The sequence below is a fragment of the Brevundimonas subvibrioides genome, from assembly GCF_027271155.1.
GTDB lineage: Bacteria > Pseudomonadota > Alphaproteobacteria > Caulobacterales > Caulobacteraceae > Brevundimonas > Brevundimonas subvibrioides_D.
This window is the reverse complement of sequence record NZ_CP114542.1, coordinates 1,523,907-1,539,176: the sequence shown is the minus strand read 5'-3', so window position 1 is coordinate 1,539,176 and position 15,270 is coordinate 1,523,907. Positions and strand designations below refer to the sequence as shown.

Annotated in this window: 15 protein-coding genes and 1 tRNA gene; 4 read left to right on the top strand and 12 right to left on the bottom strand. The window is 65.3% G+C overall.

Going from position 1 to position 15,270, the window contains the following annotated elements; translation table 11 throughout:
• Positions 1–58 precede the first annotated feature (58 nt).
• The 5 genes from O3139_RS07735 to clpX form a co-directional block, all read right to left on the bottom strand.
• A tRNA-Val gene (locus tag O3139_RS07735) sits at positions 59–135 on the bottom strand.
• Between the two features lie 118 nt (positions 136–253).
• A complete protein-coding gene (lon, locus tag O3139_RS07730) occupies positions 254–2,656 on the bottom strand; it encodes an endopeptidase La (protein WP_269513356.1) in 2,403 nt (800 codons plus the stop codon).
• Between the two features lie 178 nt (positions 2,657–2,834).
• Positions 2,835–3,671 carry an AraC family transcriptional regulator gene (locus O3139_RS07725; protein WP_269516439.1) on the bottom strand — a complete coding sequence of 279 codons (837 nt, stop codon included), beginning with the start codon at positions 3,669–3,671 and terminating at the stop codon, positions 2,835–2,837.
• A 32-nt stretch (positions 3,672–3,703) separates the two neighbouring features.
• Positions 3,704–4,267, bottom strand: coding sequence for a cupin domain-containing protein (locus tag O3139_RS07720; protein ID WP_269513355.1), 564 nt, complete (start codon positions 4,265–4,267; stop codon positions 3,704–3,706).
• A 224-nt stretch (positions 4,268–4,491) separates the two neighbouring features.
• Entirely contained in the window at positions 4,492–5,757 is a 1,266-nt protein-coding gene (gene clpX, locus O3139_RS07715) for an ATP-dependent Clp protease ATP-binding subunit ClpX (RefSeq protein WP_209320355.1), read from the bottom strand.
• A 183-nt stretch (positions 5,758–5,940) separates the two neighbouring features.
• Here clpX and O3139_RS07710 point away from each other — a divergent pair, with 183 nt between their 5' ends.
• Positions 5,941–6,588, top strand: coding sequence for an HAD-IB family hydrolase (locus O3139_RS07710; protein WP_269513354.1), 648 nt, complete (start codon positions 5,941–5,943; stop codon positions 6,586–6,588).
• 5 nt (positions 6,589–6,593) lie between these two features.
• Here O3139_RS07710 and O3139_RS07705 read toward each other — a convergent pair whose 3' ends face one another.
• The 5 genes from O3139_RS07705 to O3139_RS07685 all read right to left on the bottom strand — a co-directional run bounded on the left by O3139_RS07705 (position 6,594) and on the right by O3139_RS07685 (position 11,306).
• The gene (locus O3139_RS07705) at positions 6,594–6,914 is read right to left on the bottom strand and encodes a hypothetical protein (RefSeq protein ID WP_269513353.1); all 321 of its coding nucleotides are present in this window, start codon (positions 6,912–6,914) and stop codon (positions 6,594–6,596) included.
• A gap of 150 nt (positions 6,915–7,064) precedes the next feature.
• Positions 7,065–7,706 carry an ATP-dependent Clp protease proteolytic subunit gene (locus O3139_RS07700; protein ID WP_269513352.1) on the bottom strand — a complete coding sequence of 214 codons (642 nt, stop codon included), beginning with the start codon at positions 7,704–7,706 and terminating at the stop codon, positions 7,065–7,067.
• A 132-nt stretch (positions 7,707–7,838) separates the two neighbouring features.
• On the bottom strand, positions 7,839–8,789 hold the full coding sequence (locus O3139_RS07695) for a hypothetical protein (RefSeq protein WP_269513351.1): 951 nt from the start codon (positions 8,787–8,789) through the stop codon (positions 7,839–7,841).
• Positions 8,790–8,882: 93 nt separating this feature from the next.
• On the bottom strand, positions 8,883–10,226 hold the full coding sequence (gene tig, locus O3139_RS07690; protein WP_269513350.1) for a trigger factor: 1,344 nt from the start codon (positions 10,224–10,226) through the stop codon (positions 8,883–8,885).
• 144 nt (positions 10,227–10,370) lie between these two features.
• Positions 10,371–11,306, bottom strand: a complete 936-nt coding sequence (locus O3139_RS07685; RefSeq protein ID WP_269513349.1) for a polysaccharide deacetylase family protein — start codon at positions 11,304–11,306, stop codon at positions 10,371–10,373.
• Between the two features lie 96 nt (positions 11,307–11,402).
• Here O3139_RS07685 and O3139_RS07680 point away from each other — a divergent pair, with 96 nt between their 5' ends.
• On the top strand, positions 11,403–12,104 hold the full coding sequence (locus O3139_RS07680; protein ID WP_269513348.1) for an MBL fold metallo-hydrolase: 702 nt from the start codon (positions 11,403–11,405) through the stop codon (positions 12,102–12,104).
• Between the two features lie 3 nt (positions 12,105–12,107).
• On the opposite strand, the gene O3139_RS07675 is transcribed toward O3139_RS07680, so the two are convergent.
• Positions 12,108–12,398, bottom strand: a complete 291-nt coding sequence (locus tag O3139_RS07675; protein WP_269513347.1) for a hypothetical protein — start codon at positions 12,396–12,398, stop codon at positions 12,108–12,110.
• 96 nt (positions 12,399–12,494) lie between these two features.
• Between O3139_RS07675 and O3139_RS07670 the strand changes: the two genes are divergently transcribed.
• Complete coding sequence (locus tag O3139_RS07670; RefSeq protein WP_269513346.1) at positions 12,495–12,641, top strand: hypothetical protein; 147 nt, start codon at positions 12,495–12,497, stop codon at positions 12,639–12,641.
• A 98-nt stretch (positions 12,642–12,739) separates the two neighbouring features.
• Positions 12,740–12,967: a general stress protein gene (locus tag O3139_RS07665; protein ID WP_269513345.1), complete on the top strand. Its 228-nt coding sequence runs from the start codon at positions 12,740–12,742 to the stop codon at positions 12,965–12,967.
• A 66-nt stretch (positions 12,968–13,033) separates the two neighbouring features.
• Here O3139_RS07665 and egtB read toward each other — a convergent pair whose 3' ends face one another.
• The gene (gene egtB / locus O3139_RS07660; protein WP_269513344.1) at positions 13,034–15,193 is read right to left on the bottom strand and encodes an ergothioneine biosynthesis protein EgtB; all 2,160 of its coding nucleotides are present in this window, start codon (positions 15,191–15,193) and stop codon (positions 13,034–13,036) included.
• Positions 15,194–15,270: the final 77 nt, after the last annotated feature.

Sequence of the window (15,270 nt, the reverse complement as noted above, 5' to 3'; positions counted from 1 at the left end):
ACCGACACAGGGAACGACAAAGGCCGCCGGATCGCTCCGGCGGCCTTTTCGATGGGATTGGTAGGCGGCGACGGGTTCGAACCGCCGACCCTCTCGGTGTAAACGAGATGCTCTGACCAGCTGAGCTAGCCGCCCATCCAGGGGATCTGTTTGCCCGTTGATTCAGGCCGCGTCCAGAACCCCTCCGTCATGGCCGTGAAGAACGGCCGTGCCCCCTCCCCGTTCGCCGTGCGAACAGAGAGGAGACGATTGGTCAGTGGCTGACGACCGTCGTGCCGTCGATCGGCGGAACGGTGGCGGGCCCGGGGTTCAGCGGCTCGGCCACCTCGTCCCACTCCACGGCCGTCAGCGAGCCGGTCAGGGCCCACTTCAACGCCTCGTCGGCCGTCGAGATCGGGACGATTTCCAGTGCGCCCTTCACATTGTCCGGCACATCGGCGAGGTCCTTCTCATTCTCCTGCGGAATCAGCACGGTCTTGACGCCGGACCGCAGCGCCGCAAGCAGCTTCTCCTTCAGGCCGCCGATGGCGGTGACCCGGCCACGCAGCGTGATCTCGCCGGTCATGGCGATGTCCTTGCGGATCGGCACGCCGGTCAGGACCGAGACCATGGCGACGGTCATGGCGACACCGGCCGACGGGCCGTCCTTGGGCGTGGCCCCGTCCGGCACGTGGACGTGGATGTCGGTCTTTTCGAACACCGGCGGCTTGACCCCGAAGCTGAGCGAGCGGGCCCGGACATAGGAGGCGGCGGCGGAGATGGATTCCTTCATCACCTCCTTCAGATTGCCCGTCACGGTCATGCGCCCGCGCCCCGGCATCTTGATCGCCTCGATAGTCAGGATGTCGCCGCCGAACTCGGTCCAGGCCAGGCCCGTGACGATGCCGACCTGATCCTCTTCGTCGGTCTCGCCGTAGCGGTATTTCTTCACGCCCGCATAGTCGGCCAGCTTGGCGCCGTCGACGGTGATCGAGAGCGTCTTCTCCTTCGACATCTCGCGAACGGCCTTGCGTGCCAGACCGCCCAGGGCACGTTCCAGCGAACGCACGCCGGCTTCGCGCGTGTAGTAGCGGATCAGGTCGCGGATCGTGTCCTCAGGCACGACGAACTCGGCAGCCGTCAGGCCGTTGTCCTTCGTGACCTTGGGCAGGACGTGCCGCTTGGCGATCTCGACCTTTTCGTCCTCGGTGTAGCCGCTGACCCGGATGATCTCCATCCGGTCCATCAGGGGCTGGGGCATGTTCAGGCTGTTGGCCGTGGTCACGAACATGACGTTGGACAGGTCATAGTCGACCTCGAGATAGTGATCGCCGAACGCATTGTTCTGGGCCGGATCCAGCACCTCCAGCAGCGCGCTGGACGGGTCGCCGCGCCAGTCGGCGCCCAGCTTGTCGATCTCGTCCAGCAGGATGAAGGCGTTGGTGGTCTTCACCTTCTTCATCGACTGGATGATCTTGCCGGGCATGGAGCCGATGTAGGTCCGGCGGTGACCGCGGATTTCCGCCTCGTCCCGCATCCCGCCCAGCGACATGCGGACGTATTCACGCCCCGTCGCCTTGGCGATCGACCTGGCCAGCGAGGTCTTCCCGACCCCGGGAGGGCCGACGAGGCACAGGATCGGCCCCTTCAGCGAGTTGGTGCGCGCCTGGACGGCCAGATACTCGATGATGCGTTCCTTGACCTTCTCGAGCCCGTAGTGGTCCTCCTCGAGGATGGCCTCGGCCCTGTTCAGATCGATCGGCTTCTGCTTGGCCTTGCCCCACGGAATGGCCAGCAGCCAGTCGAGGTAGTTGCGCACCACCGTCGATTCCGCCGACATCGGGCTCATATTGCGCAGCTTCTTGACCTCGGCCTCGGCCTTGGTGCGGGCTTCCTTCGACAGGCGCGTCTTACGGATGCGCTTTTCCAGCTCCATGATCTCGTCGCGGGCGTCGTCGGTCTCGCCCAGCTCGCGCTGGATCGCCTTCATCTGCTCGTTCAGGTAATATTCGCGCTGGGTCTTCTCCATCTGGCGCTTCACGCGCGAGCGGATCTTCTTCTCGACCTGCAGGACGCTGATCTCGCCCTCCATAAGGCCATAGACCTTCTCCAGACGCTGGGGCACGGCAATGGTTTCCAGCAGGGCCTGCTTGTCGGCGATCTTGACCGACAGGTGGGCTGCGACACTGTCCGCCAGCTTGGACGCGTCGGTGATCTGGGGAATGGAGCTGAGCGCCTCGGGCGGCACCTTCTTGTTCAGCTTCACATAGTTTTCGAACTGCTCGACCACGGCGCGCAGCAGGGCCTCGGCCTGGGAGGGTTCACCCAGGTCGTCCTCGATCTCGACGGCCTCAGCCTCGAAATACGCCTCGCGGTCGGTGAAGCGGGTCAGACGGGCCCGGCCCTTGCCCTCGACCAGCACCTTCACGGTGCCGTCAGGCAGTTTCAGCAGCTGAAGCACGGTGGCCAGCACACCGACCGGATAGATGGCGTCGGGCGACGGATCGTCATCGACGCTGTTCTTCTGGGTGGCCAGCAGGATCTGCTTTTCACCCTTCATGATTTCATCGAGCGCCCGCACGGATTTCTCGCGCCCTACGAAGAGCGGCACGACCATATGGGGAAACACGACGATGTCCCGCAGAGGCAGGACGGGCAGGATCTTTGACTCGGACATGATGCGCTCCTGGGCCATTGACGATCTCCGGCCCGCCTCCCCCGACGCCCCGCGATATGCAGCGACACCCTGGAGAGGCCCGTCGATTCCGACGGCGTTCGGATGAGTATGTGGCGCTTGTCACATGACGTTCAAGCGTTGCCCCAAAAGTCCAGGATATTGTCCTGGTGACGTGGCTTCAGGTCTCCAGGTGTCCGAAGTGCCGCTCGGGTGCCGCCAGTTCCTGGAGATAGAAGGCACCGGGGCTCATCCCCGTGAAGGACTGGAAATCGCGCGCCATGTGACGGTGGTCATGGTAGCCTGAGTTAAGCGCGAGGCTGAGCCAGTCCCAGTCGGGGTATGCATTGCGGGCCCGCAACAGGCGGTCGAACCGCGCGATCCGGCCGAACACGCTGGGCTCGACACCGATACGATCCAGAAAGCTGCGGTGAAGCTGTCTTGGGCTCAGCCCAGCGCGGTCGGCGAGACGTGACAGCGAGCCGACGCCATTCATGCACAGTCGATCCGCAGCCCAGTCGGCACCGTGTTCACCCAACCCACGCCGGGCCTGCCTCCTTGCGACCAGTCGCATGAGAAAGGCGTCCACGATCCCGATCATGACGTCAGCGTCTTCGGCGTCCGAAAGGGCCGATGCGGCCTGGGACGCCTCGCGTCCAAAAACCGCCTCGGCATCGACGAAGGCGTCGGTCAGCTGCGTGGATCGTAGACCGCCCGTCAGGCGATAGAGGGCACCCGGCCTGAACTCGACCTGGAAGACGAAGAAGTCCCGGCCACCGCAACGATGCTCCATCGCGGTCGGCTGGCCAATCAGCACCGCGCGAGGCTTGGTCTCGGCACCCGTGCCCGCCCGGCTTACGACCTCAGGATCACGGGGATAGAAGGCCAGGGCCGAAGCAGGCCGGGGCCAATAGGCTTTTGCCGGCGGGGCTTCGATCGCGCGAAAGTCCAGATGAATGATCTGATAGCGGCTGACCCAGCCCCTCAGGCCGGGACAGGGCGCGGTCTCTCGGAACACAGGCTGCAAGGCGGCCTCCCCTTCCCTTGCGGTCAGCCATCTACGCGCGGATCGAGACCCGGGCCAAGCCGCCTCATGCCGTGGGCAGCGAACAGGGCCGCCTCTTCTGCTTCTGACGGAGGCCCGGCGAGGTCGGCGAGTGCCCGGAAATAGGCCTCCATATCGCCCGCCGGCGTGAACATGAACAACATGCGCCCGACCTCGCTGAGCTGGGCGAAAGTGTGGGGCTCGCCGCGCGGCAGAAACACGGTGTCGCCCGCACCCAGGCGACGTCTCTCCGTGCCGATCTGAAACAGATAATCGCCGCCGTGGATGAAGAAGATTTCGTCCTGGTCCGGGTGGACATGCAGCGGGGGCCCGCCGGGGACGTGGCCCACATATTCGAACACAGACAGCTGCCCGCCGGTGTCCTGGCCGGAAATCTTGATGTCGTTGGGGCTGGTGCCGCCGAACAGCCGGGTCCGCTCACCGAACCGGCCTTCGGTGGCGGCGGTGACGAAGCCGTGGGCTTGCTGCCGCGGCGAAGCGGCTACGGCCGGTGCGGCAGTGCCGGCAACGCCGCCTGCCATCAGTATCGAAAACGTTCTGCGATCCATGTCCGCGTCCCCTTGCTGAGATGCGGCCACCCTAGGCGTGGAGGTCCCCACCCCGGTGGTAAGGATCGGACATATCAGCCCACCAAACGTCCACGCTGATCCGCCTGGGACCACCCGACAGCGCCTTCGAAGACCACCGGGCCACCCCAACGCATCGAACCGGCCTTTGTCCCATGCGGTCGCTTCCGAAGAGGCGCCGCAGGGGAGGGATCAAATGCGGACGATCAGGCCGCGCCGTCGGCCTTTTTCTTCTCGGCATAGATCAGCAGGGGCTGGGCATTGCCCTCGATGACCTCTGCGTTGACGACCACCTCCTCGACACCGTCGAAGGTCGGCAGTTCGAACATCGTCTCCAGCAGAATGCCTTCCAGGATCGAGCGCAGGCCCCGCGCGCCCGTCTTGCGCGTGATCGCCTTCTTGGCGACGGCGTTGAGCGCATCGTCGGTGAAGGTCAGGCCGACGTTCTCCATCTCGAACAGGCGCTTGTACTGCTTGACCAGGGCGTTCTTGGGCTCGGTCAGGATGGTGACCAGGGCCTTCTCGTCGAGGTCTTCCAGGGTCGCCAGGACGGGCAGACGACCGATGAACTCGGGGATCAGGCCGAACCGCATCAGATCGTCCGGTTCCACCCCTTTCAGGATGTCACCCGTGCGGCGCTCGTCCACTTCCTTGACCTTGGCCCCGAAGCCGATCGAGGCCCCGGCTCCACGCGCGGAGATGACCTTTTCCAGACCGGCGAAGGCACCGCCGACGATGAACAGGATGTTGGCCGTATCGACCTGCAGGAACTCCTGCTGCGGATGCTTGCGCCCGCCTTGCGGAGGCACGGAGGCGACGGTGCCTTCCATGATCTTCAGCAGGGCCTGCTGCACGCCCTCGCCCGACACATCGCGGGTGATCGAGGGGTTGTCGGACTTGCGCGAGATCTTGTCGATCTCGTCGATGTAGACGATGCCGCGCTGGGCCCGCTCGACGTTGTAGTCGGACGCCTGGAGCAGCTTCAGGATGATGTTCTCGACGTCCTCACCCACATAACCGGCCTCGGTCAGGGTCGTGGCGTCGGCCATGGTGAAGGGCACGTCGATGATGCGCGCCAGCGTCTGGGCCAGCAGAGTCTTGCCCGAGCCCGTGGGCCCGATCAGCATGATGTTGGACTTGGCCAGTTCGACGTCGTTGTTCTTCGTCGCGTGGTTCAGGCGCTTGTAGTGGTTGTGGACGGCCACCGAGAGAACCTTCTTGGCGTGGCTCTGGCCGATCACATAGTCGTCGAGGACTTCGCGGATTTCCTTGGGCGTAGGCACGCCGTCGGCCCCCGCCTTCTTGAAGCCGATCTTGTGCTCTTCGCGGATGATGTCCATGCACAGTTCGACGCATTCGTCGCAGATGAACACCGTCGGTCCGGCAATGAGCTTGCGCACCTCGTGCTGGCTCTTGCCGCAGAAGCTGCAGTAGAGGGTGCTCTTGGCGTCGGTGCCGGCAGCTTTGGTCATGGACCCTTCTCACTCTCGCGCCCCGGAGAGGGAACGCGCTGTCTTCGCAATGATTCCATCACTATGGAGGCGAAGATATTCAAAAAATGACAATCCCCCATCCGAACCGCCACGACAACCCCGCGAAAGCAGAGTGCACGCGACTGGGCGTGGACGGTTCAGGATGGAAGAGGATCAAGGCGAATGGGTGACATGGGAACCACACGACCGTTTCGCCAGTCGCCCGCACCGGGTCAGCCCGTCGTCGCCTTCGATTTCGACGGCACGCTGACGATCCGGGACAGTTTCACCGCCTTTCTGAAGTGGAAGGTCGGCCCGGAACGCTGGCGCAGCGGGCTTCTGGCCATGGCGCCTCAGCTGGCCGCCTATGCCCTGGACCGCGACCGTCAAAGGCTGAAGGAGGCTGCCGTCCGCCGCTTCCTGCCGGGTATGGGTGCCATGGCGCTGAGCATGGAAGCCGAGCAATTTGCGCGCGAGCACTGGGACAGACTGATGCGACCGGATGCGCTGGGCGTCTGGAATGACTGGGGCCGACGGGGCGCATATCGCGCAATCGTGACCGCCTCCCCGGCCCTGACGGTCCAGCCGTTCGCCGACCGGCTGGGCGCCGACGCCCTTCTGGGCACCGATCTGGTCACCGACGCGAGGGGCTGGTTCACCGGAGCGTTCGAAGGGCCGAATTGTCGCGGCGAGGAAAAGGTGCGGCGGTTGCGGGCCGCCTTCGGACCGGACGTGCGGCTGGCCGCTGCCTATGGCGACACCTCGGGCGATACCGAGATGCTGGCCATCGCGGCGATCGCAGGATTTCGGGTCTTCAAGGGCAGGCCCTGATCGGCTCAGTTGCCGTCGGCGTCCACATCGAAGACCACGACCTTGCCGCGCGATGTCGGGTTCCATCCGGCCGCTATGGCCGAGGCAACCGCGTTCCTGATGCTTTCGACATTGATCCGCTGGCGCTCGAAATTCGGAATCCCGCTGGCCCGCATGACCATGGGAAACTGCACCAGGGCCTCTCGCTGACCGTCAACCAGCCTGAGGGCGATGCCGATGCCCTGCCATTCGTTGCCGGTCGTGCGCTGCGGCTGACGTCGGACCTCCCATTCGTAGTCGTCGCCATCGACGGTGACGATGCCCTTGAGGTCGCGGGTGTGTTGCATCTTGTTCCTCCCCCCGCAGGGGAAGGGGGACCACGAAGGGGTGGCGGGGGCTTACCCCCACACACCGTCTTTGCGGCTGGCCCCCTTCACCACAGCGCAACAGCGCTGCGGTCCCCCTCCCCCTTAGGCTGCGCCAGGGGGAGGAACAAATCAGACGGTCTTGACGCCGTCCGCATCGGCCTGGTCGCGCTTGTCGTAGACGTGGTCGACAATGCCCCATTCCTTGGCGGCCTCGGCGTCCATGAAGTGGTCGCGATCGAGGGTCTTCTCCACCTCTTCATAGGTCCGGCCGGTGTGGTGGACGTAGATCTCGTTCAGGCGGCGCTTGGTGTAGCGGATGTCGGCAGCGTGCAGTTCGATGTCCGAGGCCTGACCCCGGAACCCGCCCGAGGGCTGGTGCACCATGATGCGTGCGTTCGGCAGGGCGATGCGCTGACCCGCCTCGCCGGCCGTCAGGATCAGCGAGCCGGCCGAGGCGGCCATGCCCATGACCACGGTCGAGACCGGCGACTTGATGTACTGCATGGTGTCGTAGATCGCCAGCGCCGAGGTCACCTGACCGCCGGGGCTGTTGATGTACATGCTGATTTCCTTCTTCGGGTTTTCCGATTCCAGGAACAGCAGCTGGGCACAGATCAGGCTGGCCATACCGTCCTCGAACGGACCGGTCAGGAAGATGATCCGCTCGCGCAGCAGGCGCGAGAAAATGTCGAAGGCACGTTCGCCCCGGCTGGATTGCTCCACCACCATGGGGACGAGGTTGGATTGCAGATAGTCGATCGGATCGCGCATTCTTGGCCTTCTCGGATGCTGGAGGACGACGACTCAGCGGTTGGCCATCGCGTTGGACAGCATATCGCGTCGCGCACCGTGTCGCGCAAGGCCGACAGCGGCTGAGCGGCGTGTCGGAAGGCTGTCGCGAACCTACTGGGCCCCTGTCGGCACGGGCGCGATCTGGTTCTGAACCAGGGTCCGGACGACTTCGTTTCGCCTCTGCCGCGCATTGGCGCGGTTCGCCTGACCCGAATAGATTGATTGGAGATAGCCAAGGTCCCAATCGCTGAGGCTGTGCGCCTGCGAGGGATCGCTGAAGGCATTCAGGATCGTGTCATAGCCGCTCAGATCGGCATCCGGATCGATCTGAGCCAGGGCGACCATGGACACGTAATCCGCCAGCGACCCGAGCGGCAAGCCACCCGTCCGGTTGAAATCGATGACGATAATGACCCAGGTCATGTCGGTCCGAATGCTGGATGTCAGTCGAGACCCCGCATGAACGACCACGACAGGCGCGTCAGGCGGGCCACCTCCCGTACCCATGCCTCCACGGGGACGCGATGCGGTCTCGCCCTGCTCGCCCACAGGCAGGGCGACGTTCCACCACCGCACGGGAGCATCCGACGTCTGGAACGCCCGCAGCGCCGCTCGCGACGGATTGGAGCCACCATCCGTCGGTCGAAAGCTCAAGCCCGCCTCCTCGACCAGATGCGATGCTGTCGCCCGCCCATCCGGAGTGGCTACAATGACCACGTTCGGCTTGCATCCTGCCTCTCCGACTTCGAGGCCCAGGTCTGCCGCATGCTGGCCGACGCGATCGATCAGCAACTGTCCATAGGGCGACCGCATGTTGCTGACGCCCACGCAGATCGGCGTATTCCAGCGTGCCAGTTGGGCCCCGAACGGCGGATCGGCCACTTCTTCCACGAAAGCAGCGGCACGCTCCTCGATCGCCTCGCGGTCGATTCGTTCGCCATTGACCTGGACGTCCGGCACCGCCGTCGACTGATCGACGGCCTGAGGCACCGACGAGGCAGGCTGTGCCGGACCCGTCTGGCCCAGCATCAGAACCGCGAGCAGAGTGGCAAGTGCCGTCAACTTGAGCCCCGGATCCAGATCAAGACAAACCTGCTGCCCGGCCTGCAGCCTACACTCGCCCGGGCCTCAAGGCCAGTTCAAGCTGTATCCCGATCAGCCCTCGTCTTCGTCCTTCAGCAGCTCTTCCTTCGTGATCGGCGTGTCGGTCACATCGGCCAGGCTGAAGATCAGGTCGCAGACCTTTTCCTCATAGATCGGCGCGCGCATCGAGGCGGCGGCGTTGGGGTTCTGACGATAGAAGTCCAGCACCTGACGCTCCTGACCCGGATAGTTGCGGGCCTCGGCCATGATGGCGTTGTTCAGTTCCTGGTCCGTCACGCCGACGTTGTTGGCACGGCCGATCTCGGCCAGCACCAGACCCAGGCGCACGCGGCGCTCGGCGATCTTGCGGTATTCGGCCTTCAGGTCCTTGTCGGACTTCTTGGCGTCTTCCTCTGGCAGGTTGCCGGCGGCCTTGTCAGCCTCGACCTGTTGCCAGATGCCGTCGAACTCGGCGTCGACCATCCGGGGCGGCAGGTCGAAGCTGTGGGCCGCGTCCAGCACGTCCAGCAGGCCGCGCTTCAGCTTGAAGCGCGCCTGACCGGCATACTGCTGGTTCAGGTTGTTGCGGAGCAGTTCCTTCAGCTTGTCGAGGCTTTCCAGCCCGATGCGCCTGGCGAAGTCCTCATCGACCACGGCGGGGGCCTCGGCCTTGATGGCCTTCACCTTGACGTCGAAGGTGGCCAGCTTCCCGGCCAGGTTCGCAGCCTGATAGTCAGCGGGGAAGGTGACCTCGATGGTCTTTTCCTCACCGACCTTGGCACCCTTCAGCTGCTCTTCGAAGCCGGGGATGAAGCGGTTGGAGCCGATCACCAGGTCCGCGTCCTCGGCGGCACCGCCCTCGAAGGGCTCGCCGTCCAGCTTGCCCAGGAAGTCGATGGTCAGCTGGTCGCCGTCGGCGGCCTTCACGGACTTGCCCTTCTTGTCTTCGTAATTCTTGGCCTGCCCGGCCAGTTCGGTCAGGGCCTCGTCCAGATCGGCGTCGGACGCCTCATAGGTCGGCCGCTCCAGCTTCAGGGTCTTGGGATCGACCGGCGTGAATTCCGGCATGACTTCCAGCGCCATTTCGTAGGCGAGGTCGTCGGACCCGGCCAGGACCTTGTCCATGTCCGAGGTCAGTTTCATGTCGGCCGGGGCGGCGGGGCGCACCTTGATCTCGTCGAGCGCCTTCTGGCTGGTCTCATTGATCGTGTCGTTGACGATCTCGCCCATCATCTCGCGACCATACGTCTTGCGCACGTGCGAGACCGGCACCTTGCCGGGACGGAAGCCCTTCAACTTCATCTTCGGCGCGAACTCGGCCAGCTTGGCGTCCAGCTTGGCGCTCAGCTCGGTGGCGGGCACGGTCACGGTGATGACGCGGCTCAGACCTTCGGTGGACTTTTCGACGACTTGCATGGCGGAATCTGACGCTCTGGGGCGGCACCACGGGCGGGTGCGCGCGCAGGGATGGGTAAAGCAGAAAGGGCCGCCCCTGTCGGAGCGGCACCTCGAAGCCCGCCCTTATGTCGAGAGGGGCACGAAAGGTCAACGCGAAGCGACCTAAAGCCCCAGCGCGTCCATGGCCGACTGCTCGTAGGGCCCATCCTCGCCCGGCGTACGAAGCCGATGTGCGAAGCGCCCATCGGCGCTGGACAGTTGCCAGATCAGACTGTTGGCACACGGCGCGATATCCGGCTGTGACGCATACACCGGATGGGCAAAGGCCGTGTCCGCGTCGATCGCGGCCCATCCCGCGTCGCTAAAGGCGCTCAGAATGCGCGGCAGAAACAGGGCCGTCGTCAGATTGTGATGGATCAGCAGGGTGTGCGGCGGGGAGAAGCCCAGAACGTCGCGAGCCAACGCGTCATAGAACCGCGCGCGGCTCAGCAGGTGCGCCACCAGAAAATCGCCATAGGGCGTGACATCGGCCCCCGGGTCGCGTCTCAACCGCGCGATCAGACGATCGCTGACATACCAGTCGGATGCATCGATGGTGACATAGGCATTCTTCAGGCCCCGGGCGGCCAGCACTGCCCGATGCGCGTCGCGGCTGACCGTCGTGCTGCCTTCGGCCAGGTAGGGAAACCGGAACAGGGGCCGCCAGGTGGCATAGTCCTTTATCAGAACGGCCACGTCGTCGATGTCGGCGGCCAGATCGCCGGGTTCGGCCCCACCATGGTAGGCGTGGCGATAGGTATGGTTTCCGACGAGATGGCCGTCCGCGACCCACGCCTCCAGATGCCGACGCGCCGGATCGTTGTCGATGTATTTCCCGGTCACGAAGCCGGCGGCCTGGATGCCGGCGGCTTTCAGCGCCCGAAGGATCGCTTCGTGCTTCTGGGCCCCGGTCATCAGGGGCCCGTCGCCCATATTGAAATCGTCGATGGTGATGGCGAGCTGCGGTCGCGTATCGGTTCCGGCCGACAAGTGTCCGCAGGCCGACAGCAAACCGCCGGTGCCGAGCAAGAATCCAGACAGCAGCTGGCGACGGTTCATTCTGGTCGGCCTCCCCGGGTGGACCATCAGCCTATCAGCCTGACGGACGGAAGCGAGCGCTTTGCCTCAAGGCCGGCGACGACTATTTGTCGGAGCATGACCCAGCCCCCCTCCCCCGTCGGTGTCTTCGTGACCCCGGTCACCCCCCTGCAACAGAACTGCACGACCGTCTGGTGCACGGCGACGATGAAGGCGGCCGTGATCGATCCGGGCGGCAGCGTCGATATCGTGATGGGCGAGGTCGCGCGTCGCGGCCTGACGCTGGAGCAGATCTGGATCACTCACGGCCATCTGGATCACGCGGGCGGTGCGTCCGAAATGGCGGAAAAGTCGGGCGCCCCGATCGTGGGGCCGCACCCCGCCGACCAGTTCTGGATCGACGGCATCCCGTCGCAGGGACAGATGTACGGCCTGCCGGAGGCCCGCAGCTTCGTCCCGACGCGCTGGCTGGACGATGGTGATATCGTCACCCTGGGCGAGACGACGTGGGACGTTCGGCACTGCCCGGGACACACCCCCGGCCATGTCATCTTTTACAACGCGGCCGCCCGCTTCGCCCAGGTCGGAGATGTTCTGTTCAAGGGCTCCGTCGGACGCACCGATTTCCCGCAGAGCGACCCGGACGCCCTCGTGCGGTCCGTCGTGGAGAAGCTGTGGCCGCTGGGCGACGACGTCACCTTCGTCCCGGGCCACGGACCCATCTCGACCCTGGGCGAGGAGCGGCGGACCAATCCCTTCGTGTCCGACGCCGCCCTGGCCGGAACACGGCCCGTGCGGGCGGCGTCCGGCCCGGCCTGACGGCTACCGACGCAAAAACACGCCGATCAGCACGCCGATGCCGAGGGCATAGAGCGTGGCCTTCAGCGGCTCTTCCTCGATCCGGCCCCGCGCCTCGGCTGCCTGCTGGCGCGCCCATTCGCGGCCCGAATCAATGTCGCTGCGGACCGCGTCACGCAAGCCTTGATCCCTGGCGGAAGAGCGAGCCTCGCCGCCCTCCATCCAGCGGTCGCCGGCGCGGTCCAGACGGGCGCGTTCACTGTCCACGTCGTCCAGGACGTCATCGATCGTCGGGTTGGATGGGATGTCGGTCATGGGTCGTCCTCAAGCCGGTTTGATACTGCGGGAATGAACCCGAGGCGCTCGACGCGGTTCCCATGACAGGCCGCTTCCGGCCCTGGAGGACCGCGCATGACAGACCCGACCCCGCAACCCGAGATCCCGCCGATGGACCCGGTCCCGGTCCAGCCTGAAATCGATCCCGCCGGCACGCCCGACGAGGTCCCGCAGCAGCCGGGCGACAACGACGGCGACTTTGATCGTCCCGGTGCCATCTGATTCGCACGGGCTTGAAATCGCAGACCTTTGGGAACCTTGGCGGTCCGGTCGGGTTAGCTGATCAACCGCCAGCCTATAGACAGTAGAGGAAGTTCAGAATGGCCCAGGGTCAGCCACCCCGCCCTTCCGGCGTATCCAAACGGGGCTTTGCCTCCATGGATCCGGAACGCCAGCGCGAGATCGCCCGCAAGGGTGGTGCCAGCGTGCCCAGCGAGAAGCGCAGCTTTTCCCAGGATCGCAGTCTGGCCGCCCAGGCCGGCCGCAAGGGCGGCGAAGCCTCGCACGGGTCGCGCCGTCCCGACGACGTCGAGGCCCAGGCGGAATAGCCGCTTCGCAGAAGACATGGAAAAGGCGGCCGGTCGATCACCGGCCGCCTTTTCTGCGACTTCCGCTCAGTTCGAAAGCAGGGCGATCGCGACCGAGGGTTCGTCGCTGACCTCGAAGGCCTGCACGGTCCATCCCGCCGCTGTGGCCATGGACGACACGCTGTCCCGGGTGAACTTGCCCGAGCTTTCGGTATGGATCGTCTCGCCCGACACGAAGCCGAAGCTGCGGTCCCCGATCCGTACGGTCTGATCGCGGGTCGCCTCCAGATGCATCTCCATACGCGACCGTTCGGCGTTCCAGATCGCACGGTGACGAAAGCCGGTCAGGTCGAAGTCGGCCCCGAGCTCCCGGTTGGCGCGCCGCAGCAGGTTCATGTTGAACGCCGCCGTCACGCCCTGGGCATCGTCATAGGCCGCGATCAGCAGATCGGCGGTCTTCACCAGATCGACGCCCAGGATGAACAGGGCACCGGGTCCCAGACGATCGCGGGCATTGGCCAGAAAGGCGATCGCCTGCTGTGGTTCCAGATTGCCGATGGTCGAGCCGGGGAAAAAACCGATGCGTCGACCGCGACCCAGTTCCGGCAGCGGCGGCAGGCTCAGAAAATCGCCAACGACCGGCACGACCTCGATATCGGGATAGGCCTGTGAAATCCGCCCGGCCGCCGCGTTCAGGGCATCGGGGCTGATGTCGATGGGCAGATAGGTCGACAGGGTCGGTGCGGCATCCAGCAGGATGCGCGTCTTCTCGCTGGCCCCCGAGCCGAACTCGACCAGAACGGCGTTGTCACCAAAGCCCGCCGTCAGCCGGGGGGCCATGGTCTTCAGCAGGGCCGCTTCCTGGCGCGTGGGATAGTATTCCGGCAGCCGGGTGATGTCCTCGAACAGATCCGAGCCTGCGGCGTCGTAGAACCATTTGGGAGAGACAGCCTTCTGCGGCCGGGACAACCCCGCGATCAGTTCGGCGCGGAAGCGCGCGGTCTCGACGTCCTCGATGCGGGGTCGTCTTGCGGCGGGCGCGTCGGCGGCCAGTCTCAAGCCCATGAACGCCCACCTTTGCTGCGGATAGAAGAAGTTGCGATAGGTCACCCGGGTGTGCCCCGGCGGCGTGGCCAGGCTGCCGCCCCTCAGCACGCGCTGATTGGCCATGAATTTCCCGTTGTATTCCGACGCCGTTCCCTCGGTCGGCCGGAACCCCGGATAGGGGGCATAGGCGCTGGAAGTATGCTGCCAGACCTCGTTGAACAGATTCGAGAACACGTCAGGCGCGCTAGCGGCGGCGCTTTCCCACTCGGCTTCGGTTGGCAGGCGCCGGCCCGACCAGGCCGCGAAGGCCTCGGCTTCGTAGGCGCTGATATGGCGGACCGGCGCGTCCGGATTGACCGGCGCGCGCCCCGTCAGTCCCAGCACGGTCCAGACACCGTCGTCCTCGCGCCAGTAGAGCGGAGCGGTCCAGCCCTCGGCCTTCACCGTGGCCCAGCCGTCGGCCAGCCAGTATTCCGGGCGGCGATATCCGCCGTCAGCCATGAAGGCCATCCACTGGCCGTTGGTGACCAGGTCGTGATCGAGCAGGAACGGCTCCAGCCACACGCGGTGTCGAGGTCCCTCATTGTCAAAGCCGAACGCCCGGCCATCGTGACCGATATCGACCAGCCCGCCCTCGAAGCGCGTGGCTCCGCCTCGTGCCGACTGCATCGGCCCACCGGGACGCGGCTCCACCGGAAAGGCTGCCGGGTCCAGCGGAGACCGTGACATCAGGTGCAGCAGATCCATCAGGAACAGCTCCTGATGCTGCTGGTCGTGGTGCAGGCCCAGAACGAACAGGTAGCGATCCATGTCGCTGCCCAGGCCAGCCTCCAGCCGCGCCTCCATGCGGCGGTCGATCTCGGCCCGATAGGCCATAACGTCGTCCAGCGACGGACGCGTCATCAGCCCGCGCTCGCCGCGTTCGACCCGCCGACCGAGGCTCTCGTAGTAGGAATTGAACAGCTGCTGAAGCCGGCCATCGACCGGCACATAATCCGGGTCGGCCGCCAGAATCATCGCCTCGAAGAACCAGCTGGTATGCGCCAGATGCCATTTGGACGGGCTGGCATCCGGCATGGACTGGGCGGTCAGATCCTCTACCGACAGGCCCTCGGACAGGGCGGGCATGGCCGCTCTCATGGCCCGAAAGCGCTGGACGTCGTCATTGTCGCGAGCCGCGATCCGGGGTGAAGACGTCATCGGACCCTGCTCCGTGGGGCGCTGGACGGCCGCGCTGGCCGTCCGAGCTTACGCTAACACGGTCGTTCAGGTTTCGT

Excerpts from the sequence above, each read along its gene's own strand:
- O3139_RS07680 (WP_269513348.1), top strand. The coding sequence starts at position 11,403 with ATGACCCAGCCCCCCTCCCCCGTCGGTGTCTTCGTGACCCCGGTCACC.
- O3139_RS07700 (WP_269513352.1), bottom strand. The coding sequence starts at position 7,706 with ATGCGCGATCCGATCGACTATCTGCAATCCAACCTCGTCCCCATGGTG.
- O3139_RS07685 (WP_269513349.1), bottom strand. The coding sequence starts at position 11,306 with ATGAACCGTCGCCAGCTGCTGTCTGGATTCTTGCTCGGCACCGGCGGT.
- egtB (WP_269513344.1), bottom strand. The coding sequence starts at position 15,193 with ATGACGTCTTCACCCCGGATCGCGGCTCGCGACAATGACGACGTCCAG.
- O3139_RS07670 (WP_269513346.1), top strand. The coding sequence starts at position 12,495 with ATGACAGACCCGACCCCGCAACCCGAGATCCCGCCGATGGACCCGGTC.
- clpX (WP_209320355.1), bottom strand. The coding sequence starts at position 5,757 with ATGACCAAAGCTGCCGGCACCGACGCCAAGAGCACCCTCTACTGCAGC.
- O3139_RS07720 (WP_269513355.1), bottom strand. The coding sequence starts at position 4,267 with ATGGATCGCAGAACGTTTTCGATACTGATGGCAGGCGGCGTTGCCGGC.
- O3139_RS07665 (WP_269513345.1), top strand. The coding sequence starts at position 12,740 with ATGGCCCAGGGTCAGCCACCCCGCCCTTCCGGCGTATCCAAACGGGGC.
- lon (WP_269513356.1), bottom strand. The coding sequence starts at position 2,656 with ATGTCCGAGTCAAAGATCCTGCCCGTCCTGCCTCTGCGGGACATCGTC.
- tig (WP_269513350.1), bottom strand. The coding sequence starts at position 10,226 with ATGCAAGTCGTCGAAAAGTCCACCGAAGGTCTGAGCCGCGTCATCACC.
- O3139_RS07675 (WP_269513347.1), bottom strand. The coding sequence starts at position 12,398 with ATGACCGACATCCCATCCAACCCGACGATCGATGACGTCCTGGACGAC.
- O3139_RS07710 (WP_269513354.1), top strand. The coding sequence starts at position 5,941 with ATGGGTGACATGGGAACCACACGACCGTTTCGCCAGTCGCCCGCACCG.
- O3139_RS07705 (WP_269513353.1), bottom strand. The coding sequence starts at position 6,914 with ATGCAACACACCCGCGACCTCAAGGGCATCGTCACCGTCGATGGCGAC.